This is a genomic window from Methylobacterium sp. Leaf106 (assembly GCF_001422895.1).
Lineage (GTDB): Bacteria > Pseudomonadota > Alphaproteobacteria > Rhizobiales > Beijerinckiaceae > Methylobacterium > Methylobacterium bullatum.
Genome location: NZ_LMNB01000023.1, coordinates 728,171 through 752,728, shown reverse-complemented (window position 1 = coordinate 752,728; position 24,558 = coordinate 728,171). Strand labels below are relative to the sequence as shown.

24 protein-coding genes and 1 other RNA gene are annotated in these 24,558 nt (G+C 66.3%); 10 read left to right on the top strand and 15 right to left on the bottom strand.

What is annotated here, in order from left to right:
• Window positions 1-4: 4 nt before the first annotated feature.
• Window positions 5-1,540, bottom strand: a complete 1,536-nt coding sequence (locus ASF34_RS15215) for a YifB family Mg chelatase-like AAA ATPase (RefSeq protein ID WP_056161978.1) — start codon at window positions 1,538-1,540, stop codon at window positions 5-7.
• A gap of 145 nt (window positions 1,541-1,685) precedes the next feature.
• On the opposite strand from ASF34_RS15215, the gene ASF34_RS15210 reads away from it, so the two are divergent.
• The 4 genes from ASF34_RS15210 (at window position 1,686) to ASF34_RS15200 (ending at window position 4,436) form a co-directional block, all read left to right on the top strand.
• Window positions 1,686-1,949: a PepSY domain-containing protein gene (locus ASF34_RS15210; RefSeq protein ID WP_027172369.1), complete on the top strand. Its 264-nt coding sequence runs from the start codon at window positions 1,686-1,688 to the stop codon at window positions 1,947-1,949.
• 56 nt (window positions 1,950-2,005) lie between these two features.
• Window positions 2,006-2,102, top strand: an RNA gene (ffs, locus tag ASF34_RS22365) — signal recognition particle sRNA small type.
• An 87-nt stretch (window positions 2,103-2,189) separates the two neighbouring features.
• Window positions 2,190-4,055 carry a DNA polymerase III subunit gamma/tau gene (locus tag ASF34_RS15205; protein ID WP_056161976.1) on the top strand — a complete coding sequence of 622 codons (1,866 nt, stop codon included), beginning with the start codon at window positions 2,190-2,192 and terminating at the stop codon, window positions 4,053-4,055.
• 60 nt (window positions 4,056-4,115) lie between these two features.
• Complete coding sequence (locus ASF34_RS15200; protein ID WP_056161975.1) at window positions 4,116-4,436, top strand: YbaB/EbfC family nucleoid-associated protein; 321 nt, start codon at window positions 4,116-4,118, stop codon at window positions 4,434-4,436.
• 64 nt (window positions 4,437-4,500) lie between these two features.
• On the opposite strand, the gene ASF34_RS15195 is transcribed toward ASF34_RS15200, so the two are convergent.
• Complete coding sequence (locus ASF34_RS15195; RefSeq protein ID WP_056161973.1) at window positions 4,501-6,117, bottom strand: phosphoenolpyruvate carboxykinase; 1,617 nt, start codon at window positions 6,115-6,117, stop codon at window positions 4,501-4,503.
• A 336-nt stretch (window positions 6,118-6,453) separates the two neighbouring features.
• Here ASF34_RS15195 and recR point away from each other — a divergent pair, with 336 nt between their 5' ends.
• From recR to truA, 4 genes are all read left to right on the top strand, one after another.
• Window positions 6,454-7,059, top strand: a complete 606-nt coding sequence (recR, locus tag ASF34_RS15190) for a recombination mediator RecR (RefSeq protein ID WP_018044792.1) — start codon at window positions 6,454-6,456, stop codon at window positions 7,057-7,059.
• A 121-nt stretch (window positions 7,060-7,180) separates the two neighbouring features.
• Complete coding sequence (locus ASF34_RS15185) at window positions 7,181-7,699, top strand: peptide deformylase (protein ID WP_056161971.1); 519 nt, start codon at window positions 7,181-7,183, stop codon at window positions 7,697-7,699.
• Window positions 7,700-7,727: 28 nt separating this feature from the next.
• Window positions 7,728-8,657 (top strand): methionyl-tRNA formyltransferase, encoded by a 930-nt coding sequence (gene fmt, locus ASF34_RS15180; RefSeq protein WP_056161968.1) that lies wholly within the window; start codon window positions 7,728-7,730, stop codon window positions 8,655-8,657.
• Between the two features lie 25 nt (window positions 8,658-8,682).
• Window positions 8,683-9,459 carry a tRNA pseudouridine(38-40) synthase TruA gene (truA, locus tag ASF34_RS15175; RefSeq protein WP_056161966.1) on the top strand — a complete coding sequence of 259 codons (777 nt, stop codon included), beginning with the start codon at window positions 8,683-8,685 and terminating at the stop codon, window positions 9,457-9,459.
• On the opposite strand, the gene dapE is transcribed toward truA, so the two are convergent.
• A complete protein-coding gene (gene dapE / locus ASF34_RS15170; protein ID WP_056162137.1) occupies window positions 9,426-10,628 on the bottom strand; it encodes a succinyl-diaminopimelate desuccinylase in 1,203 nt (400 codons plus the stop codon). The genes truA and dapE overlap by 34 nt on opposite strands.
• 112 nt (window positions 10,629-10,740) lie before the next feature.
• Between dapE and ASF34_RS15165 the strand changes: the two genes are divergently transcribed.
• Window positions 10,741-11,517 (top strand): HesA/MoeB/ThiF family protein, encoded by a 777-nt coding sequence (locus ASF34_RS15165; protein ID WP_056161964.1) that lies wholly within the window; start codon window positions 10,741-10,743, stop codon window positions 11,515-11,517.
• A 3-nt stretch (window positions 11,518-11,520) separates the two neighbouring features.
• Here the strand turns inward: ASF34_RS15165 and ASF34_RS15160 are convergent, their stop codons facing one another.
• The 12 genes from ASF34_RS15160 to ASF34_RS15105 form a co-directional block, all read right to left on the bottom strand.
• On the bottom strand, window positions 11,521-11,724 hold the full coding sequence (locus tag ASF34_RS15160; protein ID WP_056161962.1) for a hypothetical protein: 204 nt from the start codon (window positions 11,722-11,724) through the stop codon (window positions 11,521-11,523).
• 63 nt (window positions 11,725-11,787) lie between these two features.
• On the bottom strand, window positions 11,788-12,819 hold the full coding sequence (locus ASF34_RS15155) for a formate dehydrogenase subunit gamma (RefSeq protein WP_056161960.1): 1,032 nt from the start codon (window positions 12,817-12,819) through the stop codon (window positions 11,788-11,790).
• Window positions 12,820-12,866: 47 nt separating this feature from the next.
• A complete protein-coding gene (fdh3B, locus tag ASF34_RS15150; RefSeq protein WP_056161958.1) occupies window positions 12,867-13,463 on the bottom strand; it encodes a formate dehydrogenase FDH3 subunit beta in 597 nt (198 codons plus the stop codon).
• Window positions 13,464-13,475: 12 nt separating this feature from the next.
• Entirely contained in the window at window positions 13,476-16,418 is a 2,943-nt protein-coding gene (locus tag ASF34_RS15145) for a formate dehydrogenase subunit alpha (protein ID WP_056161957.1), read from the bottom strand.
• A 7-nt stretch (window positions 16,419-16,425) separates the two neighbouring features.
• Window positions 16,426-16,650 (bottom strand): hypothetical protein, encoded by a 225-nt coding sequence (locus tag ASF34_RS15140; RefSeq protein WP_018044802.1) that lies wholly within the window; start codon window positions 16,648-16,650, stop codon window positions 16,426-16,428.
• 43 nt (window positions 16,651-16,693) lie between these two features.
• Complete coding sequence (locus ASF34_RS15135; RefSeq protein WP_018044803.1) at window positions 16,694-17,341, bottom strand: molecular chaperone TorD family protein; 648 nt, start codon at window positions 17,339-17,341, stop codon at window positions 16,694-16,696.
• 95 nt (window positions 17,342-17,436) lie between these two features.
• Window positions 17,437-18,099, bottom strand: coding sequence for a DUF3306 domain-containing protein (locus ASF34_RS15130; protein WP_056161955.1), 663 nt, complete (start codon window positions 18,097-18,099; stop codon window positions 17,437-17,439).
• Complete coding sequence (locus ASF34_RS15125; protein WP_056148202.1) at window positions 18,096-18,638, bottom strand: DUF3305 domain-containing protein; 543 nt, start codon at window positions 18,636-18,638, stop codon at window positions 18,096-18,098. Before ASF34_RS15125 ends, ASF34_RS15130 begins: the two co-directional genes overlap by 4 nt.
• Window positions 18,635-19,645 carry a DUF6352 family protein gene (locus ASF34_RS15120; RefSeq protein ID WP_056161953.1) on the bottom strand — a complete coding sequence of 337 codons (1,011 nt, stop codon included), beginning with the start codon at window positions 19,643-19,645 and terminating at the stop codon, window positions 18,635-18,637. The genes ASF34_RS15125 and ASF34_RS15120 overlap by 4 nt, the downstream gene beginning before the upstream one ends.
• Complete coding sequence (locus ASF34_RS15115; protein ID WP_056161952.1) at window positions 19,642-20,220, bottom strand: DUF6505 family protein; 579 nt, start codon at window positions 20,218-20,220, stop codon at window positions 19,642-19,644. The genes ASF34_RS15120 and ASF34_RS15115 overlap by 4 nt, the downstream gene beginning before the upstream one ends.
• A 132-nt stretch (window positions 20,221-20,352) precedes the next feature.
• Complete coding sequence (locus ASF34_RS15110; protein ID WP_056161950.1) at window positions 20,353-21,639, bottom strand: OprO/OprP family phosphate-selective porin; 1,287 nt, start codon at window positions 21,637-21,639, stop codon at window positions 20,353-20,355.
• Window positions 21,636-22,373: a biotin/lipoate--protein ligase family protein gene (locus tag ASF34_RS15105; RefSeq protein ID WP_056161949.1), complete on the bottom strand. Its 738-nt coding sequence runs from the start codon at window positions 22,371-22,373 to the stop codon at window positions 21,636-21,638. The genes ASF34_RS15110 and ASF34_RS15105 overlap by 4 nt, the downstream gene beginning before the upstream one ends.
• Window positions 22,374-22,501: 128 nt before the next feature.
• Between ASF34_RS15105 and ASF34_RS15100 the strand changes: the two genes are divergently transcribed.
• The gene (locus ASF34_RS15100; protein ID WP_056161947.1) at window positions 22,502-24,544 is read left to right on the top strand and encodes a 4Fe-4S dicluster domain-containing protein; all 2,043 of its coding nucleotides are present in this window, start codon (window positions 22,502-22,504) and stop codon (window positions 24,542-24,544) included.
• The last annotated feature ends 14 nt before the right edge of the window (window positions 24,545-24,558 follow it).

Below are 24,558 nucleotides of genomic sequence, written 5' to 3'. Positions count from 1 at the left end.
GGGCTCAAGCGGCTACGGGTCGCTCGACCCGGCCGCGATAGGACAGGGCCTCGGCGAGGTGGAGGCGGCGCACCTGCTCTTCGCCGTCGAGATCCGCCAAGGTTCGTGCCACGCGCAATACGCGGTGGAAGCCTCGTGCCGAGAGACGCATCGTCTCCGCCGCGTTGCGGATCAGAGCCGTACCGTCTGCATCAGGCGCCGCCATCTCCTCAATCAGCGGCACCGGACAGGTCGCGTTCGTGACGACGCCGGTCAGGCCGTGCGCCGCGAAACGTGCGGCCTGCAGCGCCCTTGCCGAGGCGACGCGTGCCGCTGTCTCCGCCGAGCCTTCGGCTGGAGGAGGCAAGATCAGATCGGCCGCCGTGACGGCACCGACTTCGATCCGCAAGTCGATGCGATCGAGGAGTGGCCCTGAGATCCGCGCGCCATATTGGGCGACGCAGCGGTCGTTGGGTCCGCGCCGGCAGGCATAGCCCGGCTCCAGGGCCTGACCGCACCGGCAGGGATTCATGGCGGCAATCAGCTGGAACCGCGCGGGGTACGTCACCCGGTGATTGGCGCGGGCTATCATGACCTCGCCGGTTTCCATCGGCTGGCGCAGGGAATCGAGCACCTGCGGTGTGAACTCGGGAAGCTCGTCGAGGAACAGCACGCCGCCATGCGCCAGTGAGGCCTCGCCGGGGCGGGCATTGATACCACCCCCTACGAGGGCAGCCATCGACGCCGAATGGTGAGGTTGCCGGAACGGCCGACGGTTCGACAGAGCTCCGCCTTTCAACTCACCGGCCACCGACTGGATCATCGAGACTTCGAGGAGCTCGCGGGGCCCGAGCGGCGGCAGGATGGAGGGAAGCCGGGCCGCGAGCATCGATTTACCCGCACCGGGCGGGCCATTCATCAGAAGATTGTGGCCTCCGGCGGCGGCGATCTCCAGGGCACGTTTGGCTCCCTCCTGGCCCTTGATGTCGCGAAGGTCCGGCAGCCGTCCCGTGGTCGTGGCCACGGCCGGCTCCGGGCGTGCCATGACCTGACTGCCCTTGAAATGGTTCGCGAGCTGGATCAGTGAGCGCGGGGCCAGAACGTCCATGTCGCCACCGGCCCATGCCGCTTCGGGCCCCGTCGCGGCCGGGCAGATCAGACCGAGCCCCCGCGAATTCGCCGCCATGGCGGCGGGCAAGACGCCGTTCACCGCTGTGATCGTGCCGTCCAGGGCCAGCTCGCCGAGGACGCAATATCCGGCGAGCGCATCGGGCGGGATCGCGCCAATGGCGGCCATCACCGCGAGCGCGATGGGTAGATCGTAATGCGATCCCTCCTTCGGCAAGTCCGCCGGAGCGAGGTTGACGGTGATGCGCTTTGCCGGAAGCGCAAGTCCCGATGCGATCAGGGCCGAGCGGACGCGCTCCCGCGATTCCGCCACGGCCTTGTCGGCCAGACCAACCACCATGAAAACTACGGCGCCGGGAGCGATCTGCACCTGCACGTCGACGGCACGCGCCTCGATTCCCTCGAAGGCAACGGTGGCGACGCGGGTGACCATGGTTTCGAGCCTCTGAGGTTAAGGCCAAGGTTATGGCGAGCCGGCGCCCGTGACAACCAGCGCGTGCGCCCTTGCGGAATTGTCATGGAACTCCGGCAGGGCTGTACCGTTCGCAACCGTCTGATTTCCACCCAAGGAGATGTCCATGTCGATCAAGACCGCCGGCCTCGCAGCCATTGCCCTCGGTTTCGCCCTGACCGGTACCGCCTTCGCCGACAGGGCACCGACGCCCGAGGAACTCACCAAGATCGAGGCGACCCTGAAGAAGGAAGGCTTCGTGAAGTGGAAGAAGATCGAGGTCGAGGATCATGAGATCGACGTGGACGATGCCATCGATGCCAATGGCAAGCAGTTCGACCTCGAGCTCGACCCCAAGACCTTCGCCATCACCACCCGCGAAGCCGAATAGAGGTCCGGCCTCGTGAGGCGCTTGCGTTACGCCGAAGCGCCGGCCATATAGCGCTCGGGAGGTTGGCGAGGGACGTTTCACTCGCCAACCGGGTCAGGTCCGGAAGGAAGCAGCCCTAACGAGACCGAGCGGGTCTTCGTCCAGCCTCCCACCTTCGTCGATCCTCACCGATCGACCTGTCCGAGGCCCCGCGTGGCGGCATTCCCCCGACCCGGGGCCGTTCGAACCACGCAAGGCGGCATGGACGCGACTTCCGGCACACCGAGCGATCTTCCTGGCCTGCCGGGCTTGCCCGAGCCCGTGCCGGCGGTGACGCCCTATCGGGTGCTCGCCCGCAAGTACCGCCCGCAGAATTTCGACGACCTGATCGGCCAGGGCGCCATGGTGCGCACATTGGCCAATGCGTTCGCGGCCAACCGCATTCCACAGGCGTGGATGCTCACCGGCGTACGCGGCGTCGGGAAGACGACGACGGCCCGCATTCTCGCACGGGGCCTCAACTATGTCCGCGACGGCCATCCCGATACCGGCCCTACCATCGCCATGCCGGAGCTCGGCCGGCATTGTCAGGCGATCATGGAATCCCGGCACATGGACGTGCTGGAGATGGATGCCGCCTCGCATACCGGCATCGACGACGTGCGCGGCATCATCGACGGCATTCGTTACTCGCCGGTCTCGGCCCGCTACAAGGTCTACATCGTCGACGAGGTGCATATGCTCTCGGAGAAGGCGTTCAACGCCTTCCTGAAGACCCTGGAAGAGCCGCCGCCCCACGCCAAGTTCGTCTTCGCCACCACCGAGATCCGCAAGGTCCCGGTGACGATCCTGTCACGCTGCCAGCGCTTCGATCTGCGCCGGGTCGAGGCCGACACCATGGTCGCGCATCTCGCCCGGATCTGTGCGGCCGAGAATGTCGAGGCAGAGCCGGAAGCCCTGGCGGCGATCACCCGCGCCGCCGAAGGCTCCGTGCGCGATGCTCTCTCTCTCCTCGATCAGGCCATTGCCCATGGGGCTGGTCTCGTGACCGGGGCGAACGTGCGCGACATGCTCGGCCTCGCCGACAGGGGGCGGATCGTCGACCTCTTCGAGGCGGTGATGCGCGGCGACGTTCCGGCGAGCTTCGCGGAAGTGCGTGGCCAGTACGAGGCCGGTGCCGACCCGGCGGTGATCCTGTCGGATCTCGCGAGCTTCACACATCTCGTCACTCGTCTGAAGCTTGTGCCCGAGGCCGCCGCCGCGGACCCAACGCTCAGCGCCGACGAGCGCGGCCGGGGCGGCGCATTCGCGGCCAAGCTCTCGGTGCGCGCCCTGTCACGGGCGTGGCAGATACTTCTGAAGGCCATCCCCGAGGTACAAGTCGCTGCAAGACCGCTGGCCGCCACAGAGATGGCGCTCGTACGCCTCGCCTATGCCGCCGATCTCCCGACGCCGGACGAGGCGCTGAGGCAACTGAGGACCGAGGCTCTGGCATCGCCTCAGACGCAAGCGGCACCCTCCGCCTCCCCGCCCGCTCCCATCAGCGCCCCCCCTCCGCCCCAGCCCTCGCCCCCGGCATCGGTGGAGCCGCCGCCACGACCGGCTCTGACCCTGGCCGCTAGCGGCGGCTTGCGGGCGGCCCTCGTACCGTCACCAGTTCCGCAAGTTCCCGCCGTTTCGGCCGGGCCGCGTCTTGCTCGGTTCGAGGATGTCGTGGCGATGGCCGACGAGCGACGCGATATCGGCCTCAAGATGGCCCTCGAACGGGAGGTCCATCTCGTCCGTTTCGAGGAGGGCCGGATCGAATTCCGTCTCGCCGACGGCGGTCGCCAGAGTCTCGCCAACGATCTCGCCCGGTCCCTGGACGCCTGGACGGGGCAGCGCTGGATCGTCGCCCTCTCGAAGGAGGTGGGCGAGCCGACCCTCGCCTACAAGGCCCGCGCCGCTCTCGAATCACGCCATGAGAATGCCGCAGCCCACCCCCTGGTGCGGGAGGTTCTGGCACGCTTTCCGGGCGCTCAGATCGTCGATGTTCGGGACAAGGCCCCTCCCGTCGAGATCGCCGAAAGCGTCGACCTCGCCGGTCCGGAAATCTCAGTCGGCGACGAACCGGACGACGAAGCGTAGCGTTCCTTCAGGCGCCACCCCAGATCACGTTCCCCGCAACTCTTTCGGACATCTCACGCCATGCGCGACCTCATGGGAATCATGAAGCAGGCCCAGGCCATGCAGGAGAAGATGGCGAGCCTTCAAAATGAGCTCGACCTTGTCGAGGTGAAGGGCGCCTCCGGCGGCGGGGCCGTTACGGTGACGATGACGGCGAAAGGGCTCGTCAAGGGCGTCACTATCGACCCGAGCCTGTTGATTCCCGACGAGCGCGAAATCCTCGAAGATTTGATTGTGGCCGCAGTCAACGATGCGCGCGGCAAGGCCGAAGGCGTTGCGGCCGAGCGCATGGCCGAGTTGACCAAGGGGCTACCGATCCCGCCCGGTATGAAGCTTTTCTGAAGCTTCCTTCGGCTGCGAAAGGTCCCGATCCCGACGCGAGCCGGGATCGGGCGATGATCTGCCGTCAGGCGGCGATGACCTGCACGGGCTCGGCGGCACGCACGTCTGCATCAACGTGGTCTTCGAAGCGCTTGAAGTTGTCCTTGAACATCGTCACCAATCGTGTCGCCGTGTCGGCGAAAGCGACTTTGTTGACCCAGGTCTTCACCGGCTGAAGGATATGCGGCTCGACTCCCGGAACGAAAGCCGGGACGGCGAAGCCGAAATACGGATCGCGGCGGAACTCCGCCTTCGACAGCGATCCATCCAAGGCGGCAGCAAGCAGTCGCCGTGTCACCCGGATCGGCATGCGACGTCCGGTGCCTACGCCGCCTCCGGTCCAGCCAGTGTTCACGAGCCAGCAATCGACGTCGTGATGGGCGATGAGGTCGCGCAGCAGGTTGCCGTAGACGCTCGGATGGCGCGGCATGAACGGTGCACCGAAGCAGGTCGAAAACGTCGCTTCCGGCGCGGTCAGGCCGCGCTCCGTGCCGGCGACCTTGGCGGTGTAACCGGAGAGGAAATGGTACATCGCCTCAGCGCCCGTCAGCTTGGCGATGGGCGGCATCACCCCGAAGGCATCGCAGGTGAGCATAACGATGTTCTTCGGGTGCGCGGCCCGGCCCGTCGCGCTGGCATTGGCGATGAAGTCGAGCGGGTAGGCGCAGCGGGTGTTCTCGGTGAGCGACGCATCGTCGAAATCGGGGCGCCGCGACAGCGGGTCGATCACCACGTTCTCCATCACCGTGCCGAAGCGTTCGGTGGTGGCGTAGATCTCCGGCTCGGCATTGCGCGAGAGACGGATGGTTTTTGCGTAGCAGCCGCCCTCGAAGTTGAAGATGCCGTCTTTGCTCCAGCCATGCTCGTCATCGCCGAGCAACTGCCGGGAGGAATCGTTGGACAGGGTGGTCTTCCCGGTTCCGGATAGGCCGAAGAACAGAGCAGAGTCGCCTTCGGCGTCGAGCGCCGCATTGGCCGAGCAATGCATCGGCATCACGCCTGCGCCGGGCAGAACGTAGTTCAGATAGGTGAAGACCGACTTCTTCATCTCGCCGGCATAGGCGCTACCGCCGATGAGGACGATCTTCCGGGTGAAGTCGATGGCGATGACGGTCTTCGAGCGGCAGCCGTGACGGTGCGGTTCGGCCTGGAAGCTCGGAAGATCGATAATCGTCAGACCGGGGACGTAATCCGCAAGGGCCGAACGCTCGGGCCGGATCAGCAGGTTGCGAATGAAGAGCGAGTGCCAGGCGAGTTCGGTGAAAACCCGCGCCTGGACACGATGGGAGGGATCGGCGCCGCCATAGAGGTCCTGGGCGAAGAGTTCGCGCCCTTCGGCATGGCTGAGGAAATCTTGGTACAGAGTCTCGAACTGCTCGGAAGTGATCGCACCGTTGTTCTCCCACCAGATCTCGTCCTCGGTGCCGGCGTCGCGGACGATGAACTTGTCCTTGGGCGAACGTCCGGTATGGCTCCCCGTCGTCGCCACCAGGGCGCCGCCATGGGCGAGCTGCGATTCACCCCGGCTCAGGGATTCCTCATAAAGGCGTGGGGCTTCGAGGTTCCAATGAACCGCCTTGAGATTGCGCAGGCCGATTTTCTCGGGTCCATGGCTGGCGTTGAAGTCGCCGAAATATGTCACGTCCGCTACTCCTCGAACACCTGATCGCTTTGAGGTCTGGCTTGGCCGGAAGCTCCCATTCGTCTTCCGGACTGTCCGATGGAGTGTCCGCGCGGTCGTTCAGGTCCGCCGCGCGCAGGTTCGCCACTCTATCGATCTGACCTGCTTAGTCCGCGAAGGGCACCGGTCAATTGAGCCGGCATTCGTTTCAACGACGAACGAAGGGATCTGTCAGAGAAACAAAGGAGGATCCGGAGCGGCGTCGCAACGCATGCGGCCGCGTCAAATCCCGACTACAAAGCAATCAGATCCGAATCCATTCAACGAGTACGGCCTCGGCCGTCTGACGGAACCCGTATGGCCCAAGCCGTTGCCGGCCCCGAAATCGAACGCCTCATCCAGCTCCTCGCCCGCATGCCGGGGCTCGGCCCGCGCTCGGCCCGGCGCGCGGCGCTTCATCTCATTAAAAAGCGTGACACTCTGCTCGCTCCGCTGGCGGACGCGATGAAAGTTGCTTCCGAGCGCATCGTCGTGTGCCAGGAATGCGGCAACGTCGATACGAGCGACCCATGCACCATCTGCCGCGACGCATCGCGCGATCCCTCCATCCTGGTCGTGGTCGAGGATGTGTCCGATCTCTGGGCCCTGGAGCGTTCGGGCGCGGTGACGGCGCGCTATCACGTTCTCGGCGGCGTGCTCTCCGCCCTCGATGGCGTCCGGCCGGAGCATCTCAATCTCGCGAGCCTGGTGGACCGGGCTGGGAATGGCGATGTCCGGGAGATCATTCTGGCTCTGAACGCCACGGTCGATGGCCAGACCACCGCGCATTACGTCACCGAATCCCTGGCGCATCACGGGCTGAAAGTGACCCGCCTCGCCCATGGCGTGCCGGTGGGGGGTGAGCTCGACTATCTCGACGAGGGAACACTCTCGGCAGCCATACGAAGCCGGACGGCGTTCTGAACAGCATCGCTACCCCCGGTCGATTTGACCGGCCATCCGCCAAACCTTATCTGCGGGTCCGGCACGGCAGACCCGGGAGACGGGGAGCCGGGCGCTTCTCATCGACAGATCCGGCCGAGTCATGACCATCCGCCCCCTCGTCATCCTGCCAGACGTGCGCCTGCGTCAGGTGTCGACCCCCGTCGGTGCCATCGACGACGAGATCCGCACCCTCGCCGCCGACATGCTGGAGACGATGTACGATGCCCCGGGCGTCGGCCTCGCCGCCATCCAGGTCGGCGTGACCAAGCGTGTCGTCACGATTGACACCTCTAAGGACGAGAACGCGCGGCAGCCGCAGATCTTCATCGACCCGGAGATCGTCTGGGCTTCGGAGGAGAAGCGCGTCTACGACGAGGGCTGCCTGTCGATCCCCGAATATTACGGGGAAGTGGAACGGCCCGACCGCGTGCGCGTGCGCTTTCGCGACCTTTCGGGGGAATCCCGCGAGATCGAGGCGGACGGGCTCCTTGCCACCTGCATCCAGCACGAGATCGATCATCTCGACGGCGTGCTCTTCATCGATCACCTGTCGAAGCTGAAGCGCGACCGCGTCATCAAGAAGTTCGTTAAGGCGGCCAAGCGCGGCGAGGACGTCTGATCCCATCCTTCAGCAGAGAGCGCGCGCGATGAAGCTCGTCTTCATGGGGACGCCCGATTTCGCCGTGGCGACCCTGGCGCGCCTGGCGGAAGACGGTCACGATATCGCCGCAGTCTATACCCGCGCGCCGGCAAGGTCCGGGCGAGGCATGGCGTTACGACCGTCCCCCGTCCATGCGCTGGCGGACGGGCTCGGCCTGCCGGTTCACACCCCCGCCACCCTGAAATCGCCGGACGCGCTCACGCTCTTCCGGTCACACGGATGCGATGTCGCCGTCGTGGTCGCCTATGGGATGCTGCTGCCGCAGGCGATCCTCGACGTGCCGCGCCACGGGTGCCTGAACCTTCACGCCTCCCTGCTGCCACGCTGGCGTGGGGCTGCACCGATCCAGCGCGCTATCATGGCGGGGGATACGGAGAGTGGCGTGGGCATCATGCGCATGGAGGCGGGCCTCGACACCGGCCCCGTAGCCCTGGAAGAGCGGGTCGCCATCGCCCCCGGTATGAGCGCGGGAGACCTGCACGATGCGCTGATGCCCATTGGCGCGGCGCTCATGAGCCGAGCCCTCAGCCAACTGGAACACGAGCCCCTCCCCCTCACGCGCCAGTCCGAAGAGGGGCTCGTCTACGCGCGCAAGATCACCAACGAGGAGGCGCGCATCGACTGGTCCAAGCCGGCGCGCGAGGTGGCGAACCACATCAACGGGCTCTCGCCCTTCCCCGGCGCCTTCTTCGAGGCCGATCTCGGCAAGGGGCCGGAACGCGTAAAGGTACTGCGCGCTATGCCAACGGAGGGACAGAGCGCGCCCGGCACTCTGCTCGATGCAGCCGGAGTCATTGCCTGCGCTAAGGACGCGGTACAGCTCACCGAGTTGCGCCGGGCCGGCAAGGGCGGCATCGTCACGGGTGCGGACTTCGTGCGTGGTGCGCATCTCGCGCCGGGAACGCGCTTCCCGTGAACTCAGAGACCGGGGGCCGTCGCTGATGCCCCGCTACAAACTCGTTATCGAGTATGACGGCGCTCCATTCTGCGGATGGCAGCGGCAGGCCGAAGACGTCACCGTTCAGGGCGCCATCGAGGATGCCGTGAAACGCTTCACGGGGGAGGATCTGCGCCTGACCTGCGCCGGTCGGACGGATGCCGGCGTTCACGCCATCCATCAAGTCGCTCATCTCGACCTGAGCAAGGAATGGCGCACGGATACGGTGCGCGACGCCCTGAACGCCCATCTCCGACCGCTTCCGGTCGCCATCGTCAGCGCCGAGCGGGTCGGAGCGGGTTTCGATGCGCGGCAGTCCGCGATCCGCCGGCATTACCGCTATCGTATCTTCAACCGGCGCAGCCCCCCCGCCATGACGCGCGACCATGTCTGGCACGTGCCGTGGCCACTCGATGCCGAGGTGATGCACAGGGCCGCGCAAGGTCTCCTCGGTCGCCACGACTTCACCGCCTTTCGTGCCGCCGAATGTCAGGCGAACAGCCCGATCCGCACCCTCGAACAGCTCGACGTAGCTACGGTGACGATGGGCCTGTTCGAGGAGATCGTGATCTCGACCTCGGCGCGCTCGTTCCTGCACCATCAGGTCCGCGCCATGGTCGGAACGCTGATGATGGCCGGCTGCGGCCGTTTCGGCATCGCCGAGGTCGCCGACATCCTGGCGAGCCGTGACCGCGCCCGCTGCGGCCCCATGGCGCCCGCCAAGGGACTGACCTTCGTGGGGGTGGATTACGGGCCTGACGGCGAACGCCCCGAAAAGTAAGCCGACACCACCCGCCTGTAGATCGCGGTCAGCCGATCGAGATCGGCGATAGCTACGCATTCGTCGGTCTGGTGCATGGTCTCGCCCACGAGGCCGAACTCGATGACCGGGCAGGCATCCTTGATGAAACGGGCATCCGACGTGCCTCCGGTGGTGGACAGGACCGGCCGCAGCCCGGTCTCGGTCTCGATGGCTTCGACCACGAGGTCCGTGAACGCGTCCGGCGCGGTGAGGAAGGCTGGCGAGTTCGAAGGCTGAAGGTCCAGGGTGAACCGGACGGTGTTGCCGGCGGCCGCCTCCAGCCGCCGTTGGATCTCGGCACCCAGGGTTTCCGCCGTCCAACCCTCGTTGAAGCGAATGTTGAACGTGGCGCGGGCATCGGCCGGGATGACGTTGGTGGCTGGATTGCCCACATCGACGGTGGTGAATTCGAGGTTCGACGCATCGAAATGCGCGGTGCCGCCATCGAGGGGCTCGGCGAGAAGGGCAGAGGCGAGACGCAGCAGGCCGGGGATGGGGTTTTCGGCCTTGTGGGGATAGGCCACGTGGCCCTGGCGGCCATGGACGACGAGCTTGCCGGTGAGAGACCCGCGCCGACCGATCTTGATCATCTCGCCGAGGTGCGCCGGGTTGGTGGGCTCGCCGAGAAGGCAATGATCGAAACGCTCGCCCCGCGCCTTCGCCCATTCGAGGAGCTTCACCGTGCCGTTGATGGCTGGCCCCTCCTCGTCGCCGGTGATGAGGAACCCGATGGAGCCGTTGAACGCCCCTCCCCGCTCGGCGACGAAAGCGAGCGCTGCCGAGAGCATGCAGGCGATGCCGCCCTTCATGTCGACCGCGCCGCGGCCGTAGAGCATGCCGTCCGATACCGCGCCGTCGAACGGCCCGTGGCGCCACGCATCAACGGCACCGGGCGGGACGACGTCGGTATGGCCCGCGAAAAGGAGATAGGGGCTGCCTGTCCCGATCCGCGCGTAGAGATTGTCGATGTCGGGCGTTCCCGGTTCCGAGAAGCGCGGGCGCTCGACGGTGAAACCCGCCTCCTCCAAGACGTGGCCGAGCCATTGCAGGGCACCGCCCTCCTCCGGCGTCACCGACGGGCAGCGGATGAGGGCCTGGGCGAGGGCCAGCGGCGAGTGATCGGCGATAACGGGAGAGGACACGGGCATCGTCTCGTCGAGATGGGACATTCCGCTGTCGCGAATAAGCGGCACGGTACCGAGACGCAAATACCGTCCCGATGGCCTTTCAGCGCCTCGCCGCAGGGGTTATCTCACCGGGATGGCCTTCTCCAGCGACGAAGTCGAACGCTACGCCCGCCACCTCGTCCTGCGCGAGGTCGGAGGACCGGGACAAGCGCGTTTGCAGGCGGCGCGGGTGCTCGTCATCGGCGCCGGCGGGCTCGGCGCGCCACTGATCCAGTATCTGGCAGCGGCCGGCATCGGCACGATCGGCATCGCCGACGACGACACGGTCTCGCTCTCGAACCTGCAGCGGCAGGTGATCCACGGCACCCCCGATATCGGCCGCACGAAAATCGACAGCGCAACCGACGCCGTGGCGCGTCTCAACCCGTATGTGCGGATCGAACCGCATCACATGCGGATCGACCGGGACAATGCCGTCGACCTCATTCGCGAGTACGACGTCGTCGCCGACGGGTCGGACAATTTCGCGACCCGCTACGCCGTCTCCGATGCCTGTTTCCACGCGAGGCGTCCTCTCGTCACGGCCGCCCTGGGGCAATTCGATGGCACACTGACGACGATCCGTGCCCATGAGACTAGGTCGGACGGCCGCCCCAATCCGACCTATCGCTGCTTGTTTCCGAACCCACCACCGCCCGGCAGCGTACCCGCCTGTGCGGAAGCCGGCGTGCTGGGTGCCCTTGCCGGGGTGATGGGATCTCTGATGGCGATGGAGGTGATCCGCGCGGTGGCGGATTTCGGCGAGCCGCTGGTTGGTCGGTTGCTCATGGTCGATGCCCGATCCATGCGGTTCGAGACGCTCGGCTATGGCTGGGACGAGGGCAATCCGTTGAGTGGATCGGCGACGTAAGGTTCAGGATTTCGAAGGCTTCTCCGGATCGGGCGTGATCCCGTTCCAGTTCGGTCCGACGAGGTTGCTGTGGCCCGCCGGGTCGGAGACCCGCGCGCCGGAAGTCGAGAAAGCCTGATACGCGAAGCGCTGCTGCTGGTTGAGGAGCATGGCGGCCAGCGTGCCGAGGGCGACGGCGACGACGAGAGCGATGATGAAGGCTTTCATGGACGTTGTCCGATCCTCGACATGCCGGCTCCGTTCGCCGAACGCCTGTATAGGTTCAATAGGTTACTCGGCAGGCACCTGATGGCGCCCGAGCTGCGGGCCGCTCGCGGTCTTGGCCTGTTCTTCCTCGACCCAGAGATCATGGTGGACTTTGGCCCAGCCGAGATCGACCTTGCCACTGCCCATGGCGTCGTAAGCACCCTCCATGCCGAGGGTACCGATGTAGATATGGGCAAGGATGCCGGCGATGAACGCGATGCCGATGAGAGCGTGAATCACCTGCATCAGCTGCATTCCGGTGATGTCGGTGAGGGCGAAGGGGAAGATCATCATCAGGCCGGTGACGCTCATGGCCGAGCCGAAGCCGATCACCATCCAGAACACCATCTTCTGGCCTGCGTTGAAGCGGCCGGCGCTGGGATGCTTGTCGCCGACGAAACCGCCGAAGGCCTTGATCCAGTCGATATCGATCTTGTTCGGGATGTTGTCCTTCAGCCAGAGCACCAGCATCAGGGCGACGCCGATCATGAATGGCCAAGCCAGGTAGATATGGCTGAACTTCGCGTATTGCGCCACGACACCGAACGCGTCCGCGCCTATGAGCGGCATTAGTAGGCGCTTGCCGAAGATGTAGTTGAGACCGGACAGGGCCAGGATGATGAAGCAGCTCGACGTCATCCAATGCGCGAAGCGCTCGAACCCGTTGAAGCGCAGGATCTTGCGGCCGGTATCGGGCCCGCGCTCCATCAAGATACGACCCCGAAAGAAGTAGAACAGGCCGAGAAGCGCGACGGCGCCGAGGACGGCCAGCGCACTGAGCCAGGGCAGCCAACGTTCCCGGAAATCGCGATAGTCGCGGCCGGCGGGCTGAATCAGATGCGCCGCCTTGCCATCCGGGATGCTGATGCGGCCGGTGATCTTCGGGTCCTGCTTGAACAGGAACTCCTCGTTGACGGATTCCGCTGTCGGGTTCTGCCCGGTCGGGTTCAGTCCGTCGCGCGTCTGCTGCGCGAAGGAGGTCGACGAGGCCCCGACAGCCGCCGTGAGGATGGTCGCTGCGACCAGCGTCCTGAAAGTCGTCAGTGTCCGCCGCATCGGCGTTTCCTTCCTGAAGTCTCGGCCCCGGCAGTCCAGTCCGCCGCCTAGATGGCGACGGTTTCGCGATAGGCGGTCTTCCAGCCCCAGGCGCCGGAGCCGTAGCCACGCTTGATGACGCGCTGCTTGTAGATCTGAGCGATCATCTCACCGTCGCCCGCCAGCAACGCCTTGGTGGAGCACATCTCGGCGCAGAGCGGCAGCTTGCCTTCGGCGAGACGGTTCGAACCGTATTTCTCGTATTCGATGGTGGAGAAATCAGATTCGGGGCCACCCGCGCAGTAGGTGCACTTGTCCATCTTGCCGCGCGAGCCGAAATTGCCGACCTTCGGATATTGCGGCGCGCCGAAGGGACAGGCGTAGAAGCAGTAGCCGCAGCCGATGCAGATGTCCTTGGAATGCAACACTACCGCGTCGACCGTGGTGTAGAAGCAGTTCACCGGGCACACCGCCGCGCAGGGAGCATCGGTGCAGTGCATGCAGGCCATGGAAACCGAGCGCTCGCCAGGCTTGCCGTCATTGAGCGTGACAACGCGCCGGCGGTTGATGCCCCACGGCACCTCGTGTTCGTTCTTGCAGGCGGTGACGCAGGCGTTGCACTCGATGCAGCGGTCCGCGTCGCAGAGGAATTTCATGCGAGCCATGGCGATTGTTCCTCAAACGGCCCGGATCTGACACAGGGTGCACTTCGTCTCCTGCATGCCCGTCACAGGATCGAAGCCGTAGGTGGTCGTATTGTTGGAGCTCTCGCCCAGTACGACGGGGTCGGTGCCGTGCGGATAGAATTTCCGCATGTCGTCGCCCTGGTACCAGCCTGAGAAGTGGAACGGCATGAACGCGACGCCCTTGCCGACCCGGTCCGTCACCAGCGCCTTCACCTTGGCCTTTGCATTGTTCTCAGGGCCGGAGACCCAGACGAACTGACCGTCCTTGATGCCCCGGTCGGTGGCGTCACCGGTGTTGATCTCGACAAACATGTCCTGCTGCAGCTCGGCAAGCCACGGGTTCGACCGCGTTTCCTCGCCGCCGCCCTCGTATTCCACGAGACGGCCGGACGTGAGGATGATCGGGAAATCCTTGGCGATGCCGCGATCCACCGCCGCCTTCTGCACCGAGAAGCCGATGTTGGGCATGCGCAACTGACGCTCGTCGGGGCGCGTCGGGTATTTCGCCACTAGGTCGGGACGCGGCGTGTAGATCGGCTCGCGGTGCACCGGAACCGGGTCGGGCAGGTTCCAGGCATTCGCCCGGGCCTTGCCGTTGCCGTAGGGCGTGACGCCACGGTCGAGGCAGACGCGCTGGATGCCGCCCGACAGGTCGGTCGCCCAGCTCACCGCATCGATGTTGGCCCCACCGGTCTTGGTGATGCTCGCCATTTCGTCGGCCGTGAGGTCCTTGTCCCAGCCCAGCTTCTTGAAAACCGCCATGGTGAATTCGGGGTAGCCGTCGGTCAGTTCCGAACCCTTGGCGAAGGAATCCTCGGCGAGCAGGGTTACGCCGTTGCGCTCGGTGCCGAACCGCGCCCGGAACGTGCCGCCGCCCTCCTTGATGTGGAGGTTGGTGTTGTAAAGGATGTGCGTTCCCGGGTGCTTGAGCTCGGGCTTGCCCCAGCATGGCCAGGGCAGGCCATAGTAATCGCCGCCTACTTCAGGGTCGTCCTTTGGCGCCCGCAGCGTCACCAGATCGAACTTCGCCTGGTTGCGCATATGCGCCTTCAGGCGCTCCGGGCTCTGGCCGCAATAGCCCGTTGACCAGCCGCCGCGGTTGATTTCCCGCAGGATGTCCTCGGCCTCGGGGACACTGTTCACGACCTTGATGTTCTTAAACATCTTGTCGGCAAGGCCGAGCTTGGCGGCGAGGCGGTAGACCACCTCGTAATCGTTCTTCGACTCGAAGGCCGGCTTCACGATCTGCTCACCCCATTGCAGCGAACGGTTCGAGGCCGTGCGGCTGCCGTCCATCTCCAGGGAGGTGCAGATTGGCAGGAGATAGGTGTTGTCGCGCCGCGCATCGAGAGCGGCGAAGGTGGTGGGGTGCGGGTCGGCGACCACGAGCAGGTCGAGCTTGGTCAGCCCCTTCACCGCCTCGGGCAGCCGGGTGACGGTGTTGCCGCCATGCCCGAACACCATCATCGCCTTGATGCCCGTGCGCTGGTCGACCTGCTCCTCTGGAAGGTTCACGCCATCGAACCACCGCGTCGAGGTGATGCCTGGCGATTCCATGCTCTCCTTGCGCGTGCGGGCCTTGCGGCCGGCCTTGGCCGGCACCTCGTCGAAGCGCGACTGCAGCCAGTCGTACTCCACGTCCCAGACGCGAGCCCAATGCTTCCAGGCCCCTTCGACGAGGCCGTAATAGAGCGGCAACGACGTTACATCGAGGCCCATATCTGTGGCCCCCTGCACGTTGGTATGGCCGCGGAAGATGTTGGCGCCCGTGCCCGGCTTGCCGACATTGCCGGTTGCCAGACACAGGATGCAGAGCGCGCGAACGTTGGCGGTGCCCACGGTGTGCTGCGTCGCCCCCATGCACCAGATCAGGGTCGCGGGCTTCTCCTTGGCGAAGGTCTCGGCCACGCGCCGCAATTGCTCGCCGGGCACGCCCGAGACGCGCTCGACCTCCTCCGGGTTCCACTTGGCGACTTCCTTGCGGACGTCGTCCATGGCGTAGACGCGCTGGCTGATGAACTCCTTGTCCTCCCAGCCATTCTGGAAGATGTGCCAGAGAATGCCCCAGACCACCGGGATATCGGTGCCGGAGCGGATTCGGACATATTCCGTCGCGTGGGCCGCCGTCCGCGTGAAGCGCGGATCGATGACGATCATGTTCGCGCGGTTGATCTCCTTGCCGGAGAGCAGATGCTGGAGGGAGACCGGATGCGCCTCGGCAGGGTTGCCGCCGAGAATGATCATGGTCTTGGCATTCCGGATGTCGTTGTAGGAATTGGTCTGTGCGCCGTAGCCCCAGGTGTTGGCGACGCCGGCCACCGTGGTGGAATGACAGATGCGCGCCTGATGATCGACCGAGTTGGTGCCCCAGAAGGCGCCGAACTTGCGGAAGATGTAGGCCGCCTCGTTGGTGAACTTGGCCGAGCCGAGCCAGTATACGGAATCCGGGCCGTACTTATCGCGGAGGCCGGTAATCTTGTCGCCGATCTCGTCGATCGCCTGGTCCCATGAGATGCGGGTCCATTGCCCGTCGACCATCTTCATCGGGTATTTCAGGCGGCGGTCGCTGGAGACGAGTTCGCGGATCGCAGCGCCCTTGGCGCAATGCGTACCCCGGTTAATTGGGCTACTGAAGGACGGCTCCTGGCCGACCCAAACGCCGTTCACGACCTCGGCCGTCACTGTGCAGCCCACCGAGCAGTGGGTGCAGATGTTCTTCTTGATCGTCACGTCGGGACCGATCGCGGACGACCCCGCCGCCTGCGCCTTACGTACGGAGCCGAGTTGGATCGAGCCGGCGGCCGCGAGCCCTCCGGCGACGAGGCCGGAATTGCGCAGGAAGGCGCGACGGTCGATGGCCCTTGGCGTGTCGCCGATGGCCACGGCCGGATGGAAGGTGCGGCCCGGGCCGCCGGTCTTGCGCTTGATCAGCATGGCGCCCTCAATTCTTCTTCAGGGTCTCGTAGCCGTTGGTCCGGTAGAACGCTTTCACGTGGTCAGACTCGCGATAGCGGGCCTTCGTCTCATCCTCGCCGGGATCGTAGGCCTGCGCGGGCGTCGCGATCATTGGCTGGGCCGTAATCGCGGCGGCGGCCGCCACCGATCCGCCGCCGAGGGCGCGGAAGAAATGGCGCCGTCCCATCTCGTCCTTTCGATCGTCCCGCATGCTCGTCACTCCTGAATGCGACCGATGTCTCATGGTCCCCGCCTCACGCGTCGAGCGCGTAGGCCTGGGCCTCGATATCGATGAATGTCCGGCCGAGGTCGCCCGCGGCGCGGTAGAAAGACGAACGGGGATTTGCGGCCACATCGTCGAACAAACGCCCGACCCAGGGCTTTAGATGCCGCTCGAAAAAGATGCGGTCCTCGCCGAGGTCGGTCTCGAACCGGCCGGAGACGAGACCCGCCATAGTCTCCAGAAGCATCGCCACATGGTCTTCCGGCTCGCTCATGCCGCCGGTGGCCTCGATGCCGAGCCGGGCTAGATCCTGCCGGATTCGGGCAAGCGGGCGCTCGTTGAGAAAGCCGGTGAGGTAGTAGGAGGCGTGCGGCACGACCTCGCCGCGCCCAACGCCCACGAACAGATCGAAATACTCCCGCCCGACCTTCGCGAGGTCCGCGCCGGCCGCTTCGCCCGCCAGCGAAGAACACGCCTTGCCGAGGGGGCTACCGTCACCTGCCGAGGCCGCGAGAAGCGACAAAATATCGTCGGAGGGCGCTCGGCCGATGAGGGCCGCGAGAACATCGTAGAGATGGGCGCGCAGGAGATCGACGTCATCGGCGACCGGCTGCGTCATGCCGGGCGCGCCGGAAGCGAGCTTCGCCTCGTCCTCGCGCAACAACTCCACCGAACGCATAGCATCCTCAAGCCGCGACCCGATCGCGGGCGAAGTGAATTCACTTTCTCCACAATAGCCCGGATTGGGACGTGCGCAACGTAGTTTTTAATCGCTCAAAGCGGGACGGCACGGCCATGTCGTCGCGGTTTCGGCATAGCCGCGTCCACGGGAGAAGGAATCGCCGGCGGAACGGCTAAGCTCGGCTGGTTTTGGGGCAACGCGACGGGCTGTTTTTCTGCACCGGCGGATTCAATTTCGTGGTCGCTTGTCGCGGCGACAGATTCCTCTCCAGGCCACTCCGCTTCGATCGGTTCGGCCTCGGCGGTCGCCGGCTCGGGCTCCGTTTCTTCGACGGGAGTCCCATCGAAAATGTCCCGCAGCATGGCCTTGATGTCATCTGTGGGCAAAAGTGGGCCGTTTCCCGGCACACCGCCCACCGCATTCCAGTCATAGGCGTATTCCCGTGCCTCGCTGACATAGTCGCGGATGTTGGTGTCGACGGACCACATCCGGCGCAGGGCCGCTTTGCGCATCACCATCGGCACGCCCGCCCGGAGGAACTGGGTCAGGTCGGTCTCAGCCGTCAGACTATCCAGGGAGGGCAGCTTGGCGAGTTCCTCCGGCGGCAGGGTTTCGCCTTCGGCAAGCTCCTCCGGGCGGGATACCCGCTCGCTTCCGTCCTCCTCGCTCGCGGCCAAATCGCGCGCGGGCGCAGTTTTCCGGACGACGGCGCGCTTGCGCTTCGACCAGCGGGAAAGGAAATCGCCGCCGCTCATCCCTCGTCCCCCCGCCTGCGCGTACCGGTGCCCTGTCGGGCCAGGGCCTCCGGATCGGCCCTGTCGCGCTTGCGCTTGTGGAAGACCTGTTCGACGTGGAAGGCCTCGAAGAATGCCAGGACCTTGGCCTGGACCTCCAGCGGCATGGGCACAGCCTCGACCACTTCGCCGATGCCCTCAGCCATGGATTCGCCCTCGTAGGGATCGGCCGTCACGTTCGCGACCTCGTAGTTTCCCTCCGCGACCTGTCGCAGGGCGACCCAGAGCGAGGGCCGGCCCGAGACCAGGTTGTCGCGGTAATGCGACGTCTCGGCGGGATGGAGCGAGACCTCATAGGCGCCGGCGTAGAAGGTTTCTTCCTCGGGCGTCGCCGAGAGCAGGGTCCAGGGCGAAGCGGCCGGGATGTCGGGAAGGGCCGAGACCGGCAGCCAGGCATGACTCGCCCAGCGGCTCTTCAAGGCCCGCTTGGCAACGATGATGCCGACCTCGAATCGGTCGTCGGGCGGTGTCGCGGCTTGGGTCGTGTTCTGTTCGGTCATGCGGCCTCCGCACCGTCGATGATCGGCAATCCCGCCACGAGGTTTTGAGGTTTGAGAAAGAGGCGCTTGTCGGGGTCCATGGCCATCAGGAGATAGACCGGCCGACCGGCGGCGCGCGGGTCGATCCGCCGGTCATCGGCGAAGGTGAGGCGGAACAGGGCCAGGATGCGCATGCGGCTCGCCTCGTCCAGAGTCTCGCCGTTCCAGAGGGCGTTGCCGATCCGGGTCGCCTGTGCGTCGAGCCCGACGAACCAGCGCCAGTCCGGATCGTCCATGGACGCGATCGGCTCCGCCTTCGCCTCCAGGTGCAAAAGGTGGCGGATCCAAGCCTCGATGGCGCGGGCGAGTCCGTCGCGGCTCTTCGGGTTGCTTCCGAGGTTGAGCGCCATGGTGAACGCGTCGGAGCGGCTCCAATAGGTCCAGGCGGTCTCGTCCGTGAGCACGTCGAGTTCGTTCGCGGCTTCCTTGCCGAGCATGGCGACGAGGGGCGATTGCGCAGCCCCGGTCTCCCGCGCCTCGATCACCTCGGCATCGGCCAGCAAAGCAGCGCCGTCGACGAAGGAGACGCGCTGCGGCCGGAAGAAGAGCTCGCCGGCTCGAAGGGTGTAGGGGTCGTCGCAGCCGTCGAGGGCGTTGCGCAGGATGAGATGCGCCAGCTGGTTGAGGAAGATCGGCGGCGTGCCGTTCAGGCCGCCGCGAACGAGGTCGAGATAGGCCGCCTCCACGGAGCGCGCGGCCGTCAGCCGATCGCGGAAGGCGAGCATCATGGTCCAGTTCTCGCGCGCATCGGCATCCGCCATCGCGGCGATCTCACCGGGGGAGACCGCCCGGCGCGGTGACGTCACGAGGCTGCGGTGGAGCGCCCGCTCTGCCATGCAGGCCTCCTCGGGCGGCACCAGTTCGGGCCGGGCGAGATAGGCGAGGATCAAGTCGTCGGTCACGGCGAGGCCTCCCCCCTCCGTGCGGCCGGCGAGATGGTGGCCGCTGGAGACCCAGAACTCGGTCATCGTCCTTCGCCTTTCGATCCTGGTGTGGTCGCCATGCCGATCAGGTCCGCCCGCTCCTCGGGTTCGTCGTCGGTCTCCACGAAGGTGAAGGCCCGCGCATGGGCGTGAAGCTTGTCGGCTCCGGCCAGACCGGGTCCGCGCTGGTGCAGGGTGCGGAACGCCTCCCGGATCTCGCCGTCCTCGAAGGTCCTGTGCAGGGCGATCACGCTGCCGATGGCGGGCTGGCACAGGGAGCCGGCGAACTCGATCTCCTCCGCCGCCGCGACGCGGGCCACGTCGAGGCTCGGCGCGCCGAGGCGCTCGCAGAGATGACGCGCCAGATGCTCCACGGCCGCGTCCCGCTCGGTCGGACTCGCCTCGCTCACCACGACGAGGGTGGAGAATCCCAGGGAAGTCACGCCGAGGAATCCCGAGCGGAACGCCGTCCGCTCCTTGCCCTCGAGCAACGGGACATTGGCATCCCAGAACAGGAATGACCCGGCCACCGCCCATTCGCCGGGCTCGGCGGCCTGCGCGAACACGAAGGTATCCGACGGGTCGAGGCGAATGGTCCGTGGGAGTTTGAGACTGCTCATCGACAATTCCGAGGCCCATCCTGTCGCCGCTCCTCGAACTCGCGTTCCGGATGACGGCGATGATCGTGGCGTTCAAGGCCGGTATCTGGTGCGGGGCGTCCGCAATTGCTCGCGGACAAGGGCGGAACGGGTTCACCAGTACAGTTGGAACCGGCCGATGAACGTATCGGCATCGATGGTCCGCCCATTCTGGAGCGCGGAGGGGGACGTGTGCGACCGGACGTAATCGGCCATGATGCGGATGTTGGTGTCGGGATACCACGATAGTCCCACCGTGCCGTCCCGCTCGATGCCGCCGCGAATGCCGCCGTCGTCGAGATCGATGGCCGAGAACCGCAGTCCGAGCTCGAATACGCCGAAGCCGCCGCGGGTGATGCGCTGGGCCTCGGCGACCTTGACGCCGCCGAAGACCGCGTAGCTCGTCCCGTTGAAGTCGGGAGCCATGCGATAGGCCCGGTTGTCGCCGTTCAGCACCCAGCTCGCCTGAACGTATCCTCCCTGGAAATTCAGTGGCTTAGCGCCGTCGAAGCGGCCGATCTCGGTCCGTGTGTATTCCGCGCTCACCAGCAGCGGACCGGAGCGGTAGGCCAGCTCGGCACCGAGGCGGGCGATGCTGGCGGCATCGCGGATGTCGCCGGTATCGACGAAACGTCTCGCATAGAGGAACGCCTCCGACCGGCTGGACAGGGAGAGCGGGCTCTCGTCGCGGGGCAGGTCGCGGTAGCTGCCGGCGAGACCGACATGCAGGGTCCGGTGGTCGTCGTTGATCGGCGCATAGGTGACGCGGCTCGTCGAGGCGATACCTTCGGTGCCGATGCCAGTATTGGCGTTGCCGCCGAAAACTCCGGTGACGACGCTCCAGTCCTTGCCGTGTCGTCCGACGGCGAAACCGAAGTTTCGGGCCGGCACGAAAGCGTCGGACAAGGCCCGCTCGGTGAAGAGGATATTGTTGTTGGAGGCGAGTTGATCGAGTCCGAAGGGTTCTTTCTCGTTGCCGATACTGAAGAGCATGTCCGGTACGCCGCGATAGACCACGACCGCATCGTTGATCGGCGTCGCCGGATCAGCGAAATCGTACTGGAAACCGAGGCCGACATCCTTGCCGAGGCTCAAGGTCGTCTCGATCCACGAACGGCGCACGGCGATGGTGTCGGTGAACGGGTCGCCGAAGCCCGATTGGCGGATGCCCGCCACACCGAAATCGAGGTGAAGACGGCCGCCGATGCGTAACGTCATGGCATCGTTGGGAAATGTCAGGGTGATGCCCTTGTCGTCGATGGTCAGCCGCTCGCCATAGGGGCCGGGCATGCCCTTGGCCTCGATGGCCGGGCCTCTCGGGGCATCCTCGGCCCGAAGCCCGCCCGGCGGGACCAGGAAGGCCGCGAGTGCGGCGAGGAGGATCTTCGAAGATGCGCTCACAGGAGCGGCTCACCGGTGAGTGGATTGCGCCACGCGACCCCCGTTAGGACCGCCACGAGAGGGTGCCTTCGACCGCCATCGGCGAGGACTTCGCCGTTCGCGTCGATCCGCTCGATCCGAGCCGATGGACCGCCATCGGCGAGCCGCCGGAGGTAGCGCCGTTCGATGGCCTCGAACCCGTCCTCGTCCCAGACGGCGAAGGTTTTCATGAGATGCCGGGCGAAACTTTCGACGATGGCCCCGTTCCCGTCCTCGACGGCGAAGCCCTCGTTTTCGAGGGAGGTCGAATCCGGCGTCAGGCCGGGATCACCGGCCTGCGCCTTCGAGGCGATGATCGTGGCGGAGAAGACGAGCCAGTCCGGCACCTCCCCCTCGCCACAGGTGGGCGGCCACCCCAGACGCCCGCCACCGAGGCGCGCGCCATCGAAGCGGAGAGTGTCGGGCCAGTCGAACGTCACCGGGATCTCGGGCGGCCCATGGGCACCGATGGCCTCGGCAAGCGCCACCATGCCGGCGAAGAAGGCGCGGCGCGCCGTGGCGAGGGGCTCGTCCGGCTCCAGGATCACGGCGAAATCGAGCAGATCTGCGCTTCGTCGCCAGACGAGGCGCCCGGTGGCATCGCCCGATGCGGCAGCATCGAGGGCTTCGTCGAACGCGCTCCCCGGCCCGTCCATGACGACGAGGGAGAAGACGGGCGGCAGGATCAGGTCCGGGTCGTCGGAGCTCGGCGCCATGCGTTTCGGTTCTACCTGCGCCCGTATGTCGGGTCCTAGTTTCGAGCCGTTATAGTATACGATGCACCAACCTGAGCGCGAGTGGGCTGGTCCCCTCGCCGCTGTGACCAAACGTTCGGGGTAAATCATTGTCCGACCGGATCGTGTTCGCGTGCTCCTGCGATGAGACCGTCGCCCTCGACGCAGCGGCGATCGGCAAGGCGTGCGGCGGCCGCCTGGAGACCGCCGATCAACTGTGCGGGCGGGAGATCGCCCGGTTCGAGGACGCCCTGGCGCAGGGCTCGCCCGTCACCGTCTCGTGCACGCTCCAGGCTCCCCTCTTCACCGACATCGCCGCCGGGTCCGGGGCAGAATCCCGCGTGACCTATGCCAACATCCGCGAGACTGCGGGCTGGTCGACAGAGGCCGACGCGGCCGGACCGAAGATCGCCGCCCTCCTCGCCGCCGGAGCGGAGGTCCCCCCGGCGCCGGGCACCGTCGCGATGGTCAGCCAGGGCGTCGCCCTCATCTATGGCAGCGACGAGGTCGCCATCGAGGCCGGACGCCGCCTCGCCGATCATCTCGACGTGACGGTGCTGCTCAGCCGCCCCCGCGACGTGCCGGTGCCGCGCCGCCACGAATTTCCCGTGCTGCAGGGCAGCGTCGTGTCGGCGAGCGGCCATCTCGGGGCGTTCTCCCTGCGCATCGACGATTACGCGGTGCCGAGCCCGTCATCCCGCCAATCCCTCTCCTTCGGTCCGTCGCGCAACGGCGCCACCTCCACCTGCGACGTGGTCCTCGACCTGACGGGCGGCACGCCGCTGTTTCCCGCACACGACCTGCGCAGCGGCTATGTCCGCGCCGATCCCCGCGACCCGGCCGCCGTGGAGCGGGCGATCTTCACGATCTCCCATCTCGTCGGCGAGTTCGAGAAGGCGCGCTTCGTCGATTTCCAGGCCGATCTCTGCGCCCATTCGCGATCGCGCATCACCGGCTGCACCCGCTGCCTCGAAGTCTGCCCGACCGGCGCCATCGCGCCCGCCGGCGATCATGTGGCCATCGATCCTTACATCTGCGCCGGCTGCGGCTCCTGTGCCTCGGTGTGCCCCACGGGTGCGGCCGCCTACGCCCTGCCTGCCGCCGACGCGCTGATGCGGCGGCTGCGCATCCTGATGCGCGCCTATCACGAGGCCGGGGGACGCAACGGCATCGTCCTCTTCCACGATGAGGAGCATGGCGAGCCCCTCATCGAGGCGCTGGCGCGATACGGGGACGGCCTGCCGGCCAACGTGCTGCCGGTCTCCGTCAACGAGGTCACGCAGCTCGGCCCGGAGGCCGCCGCGGCGCTGCTCGCCTACGGCGCCGTGGGTATCCGCCTCCTCGTCCGTGACCGTCCCAAGCACGACATCGCGCCCCTGCGCAGGATGGCGCTCCTCGCCGACACGCTCGCCGGGGCACTGGGCTACGGTGCCGCCGACGGGACGCCCGTGGTCTCCCTGATCGAGACCGACGATCCGGATCGGCTCGGTGCCGCGCTGTCGTCCGGCAGCGTCGGCACGGCCGCGCCGGTTCCCGCCGCCTTCATGCCGGTCGGCCCCAAGCGCAACGTGCTGCAATTCGCCTTCCGCGAGATGCATGTGGCCGCCCCGGCCCCCGTGGCCGTCGTCCCGTTGGAGGCCGGAGCGCCCTTCGGCGGTCTCGATTTCCGCAGCGAGGATTGCACCCTGTGCCTCGCCTGCGTCGGCACCTGCCCGACCCACGCCCTCAGCGACAGCCAGGACCGGCCGCTGCTGGCCTTCGAGGAAAGCCTCTGCGTGCAATGCGGGCTCTGCGCCGCCACCTGCCCGGAGAACGTCATCACCCTGAAGCCTCAGGTCGATTTCGCCGCCTGGAGCGAGCCGCGCCGCATCGTCAAGGAGGAGGAGCCGTTCGATTGCGTCTCCTGCGGCAAACCCTTCGGCACGCGCAGCAGCATCGAGCGGGTCATCGAGAAGCTTCAGGGCCGCCACTGGATGTTCAAGGGCAGTGCCGGCGAGGCCAGGATCCGCACCCTGATGATGTGCGACACCTGCCGCGTCGAAGTCGTCGTCAACGAGGCCTTCGACCCGCACACGATGCCCGAGCGCTCGAAGCCGCGAACCTCCGAGGATTATTTTCGCGCGCGGGAGACGGGCGGGAACGGCGGCGCTTGACACGCTGTCTGATC

What these genes read in the sequence shown, in the direction of transcription:
- ASF34_RS15215 (WP_056161978.1), bottom strand. Translation starts at nt 1,540, where the DNA reads ATGGTCACCCGCGTCGCCACCGTTGCCTTCGAGGGAATCGAGGCGCGT.
- ASF34_RS15210 (WP_027172369.1), top strand. Translation starts at nt 1,686, where the DNA reads ATGTCGATCAAGACCGCCGGCCTCGCAGCCATTGCCCTCGGTTTCGCC.
- ASF34_RS15205 (WP_056161976.1), top strand. Translation starts at nt 2,190, where the DNA reads ATGGACGCGACTTCCGGCACACCGAGCGATCTTCCTGGCCTGCCGGGC.
- ASF34_RS15200 (WP_056161975.1), top strand. Translation starts at nt 4,116, where the DNA reads ATGCGCGACCTCATGGGAATCATGAAGCAGGCCCAGGCCATGCAGGAG.
- recR (WP_018044792.1), top strand. Translation starts at nt 6,454, where the DNA reads ATGGCCCAAGCCGTTGCCGGCCCCGAAATCGAACGCCTCATCCAGCTC.
- ASF34_RS15185 (WP_056161971.1), top strand. Translation starts at nt 7,181, where the DNA reads ATGACCATCCGCCCCCTCGTCATCCTGCCAGACGTGCGCCTGCGTCAG.
- fmt (WP_056161968.1), top strand. Translation starts at nt 7,728, where the DNA reads ATGAAGCTCGTCTTCATGGGGACGCCCGATTTCGCCGTGGCGACCCTG.
- truA (WP_056161966.1), top strand. Translation starts at nt 8,683, where the DNA reads ATGCCCCGCTACAAACTCGTTATCGAGTATGACGGCGCTCCATTCTGC.
- dapE (WP_056162137.1), bottom strand. Translation starts at nt 10,628, where the DNA reads ATGCCCGTGTCCTCTCCCGTTATCGCCGATCACTCGCCGCTGGCCCTC.
- ASF34_RS15165 (WP_056161964.1), top strand. Translation starts at nt 10,741, where the DNA reads ATGGCCTTCTCCAGCGACGAAGTCGAACGCTACGCCCGCCACCTCGTC.
- ASF34_RS15160 (WP_056161962.1), bottom strand. Translation starts at nt 11,724, where the DNA reads ATGAAAGCCTTCATCATCGCTCTCGTCGTCGCCGTCGCCCTCGGCACG.
- ASF34_RS15155 (WP_056161960.1), bottom strand. Translation starts at nt 12,819, where the DNA reads ATGCGGCGGACACTGACGACTTTCAGGACGCTGGTCGCAGCGACCATC.
- fdh3B (WP_056161958.1), bottom strand. Translation starts at nt 13,463, where the DNA reads ATGGCTCGCATGAAATTCCTCTGCGACGCGGACCGCTGCATCGAGTGC.
- ASF34_RS15145 (WP_056161957.1), bottom strand. Translation starts at nt 16,418, where the DNA reads ATGCTGATCAAGCGCAAGACCGGCGGCCCGGGCCGCACCTTCCATCCG.
- ASF34_RS15140 (WP_018044802.1), bottom strand. Translation starts at nt 16,650, where the DNA reads ATGCGGGACGATCGAAAGGACGAGATGGGACGGCGCCATTTCTTCCGC.
- ASF34_RS15135 (WP_018044803.1), bottom strand. Translation starts at nt 17,341, where the DNA reads ATGCGTTCGGTGGAGTTGTTGCGCGAGGACGAGGCGAAGCTCGCTTCC.
- ASF34_RS15130 (WP_056161955.1), bottom strand. Translation starts at nt 18,099, where the DNA reads ATGAGCGGCGGCGATTTCCTTTCCCGCTGGTCGAAGCGCAAGCGCGCC.
- ASF34_RS15125 (WP_056148202.1), bottom strand. Translation starts at nt 18,638, where the DNA reads ATGACCGAACAGAACACGACCCAAGCCGCGACACCGCCCGACGACCGA.
- ASF34_RS15120 (WP_056161953.1), bottom strand. Translation starts at nt 19,645, where the DNA reads ATGACCGAGTTCTGGGTCTCCAGCGGCCACCATCTCGCCGGCCGCACG.
- ASF34_RS15115 (WP_056161952.1), bottom strand. Translation starts at nt 20,220, where the DNA reads ATGAGCAGTCTCAAACTCCCACGGACCATTCGCCTCGACCCGTCGGAT.
- ASF34_RS15105 (WP_056161949.1), bottom strand. Translation starts at nt 22,373, where the DNA reads ATGGCGCCGAGCTCCGACGACCCGGACCTGATCCTGCCGCCCGTCTTC.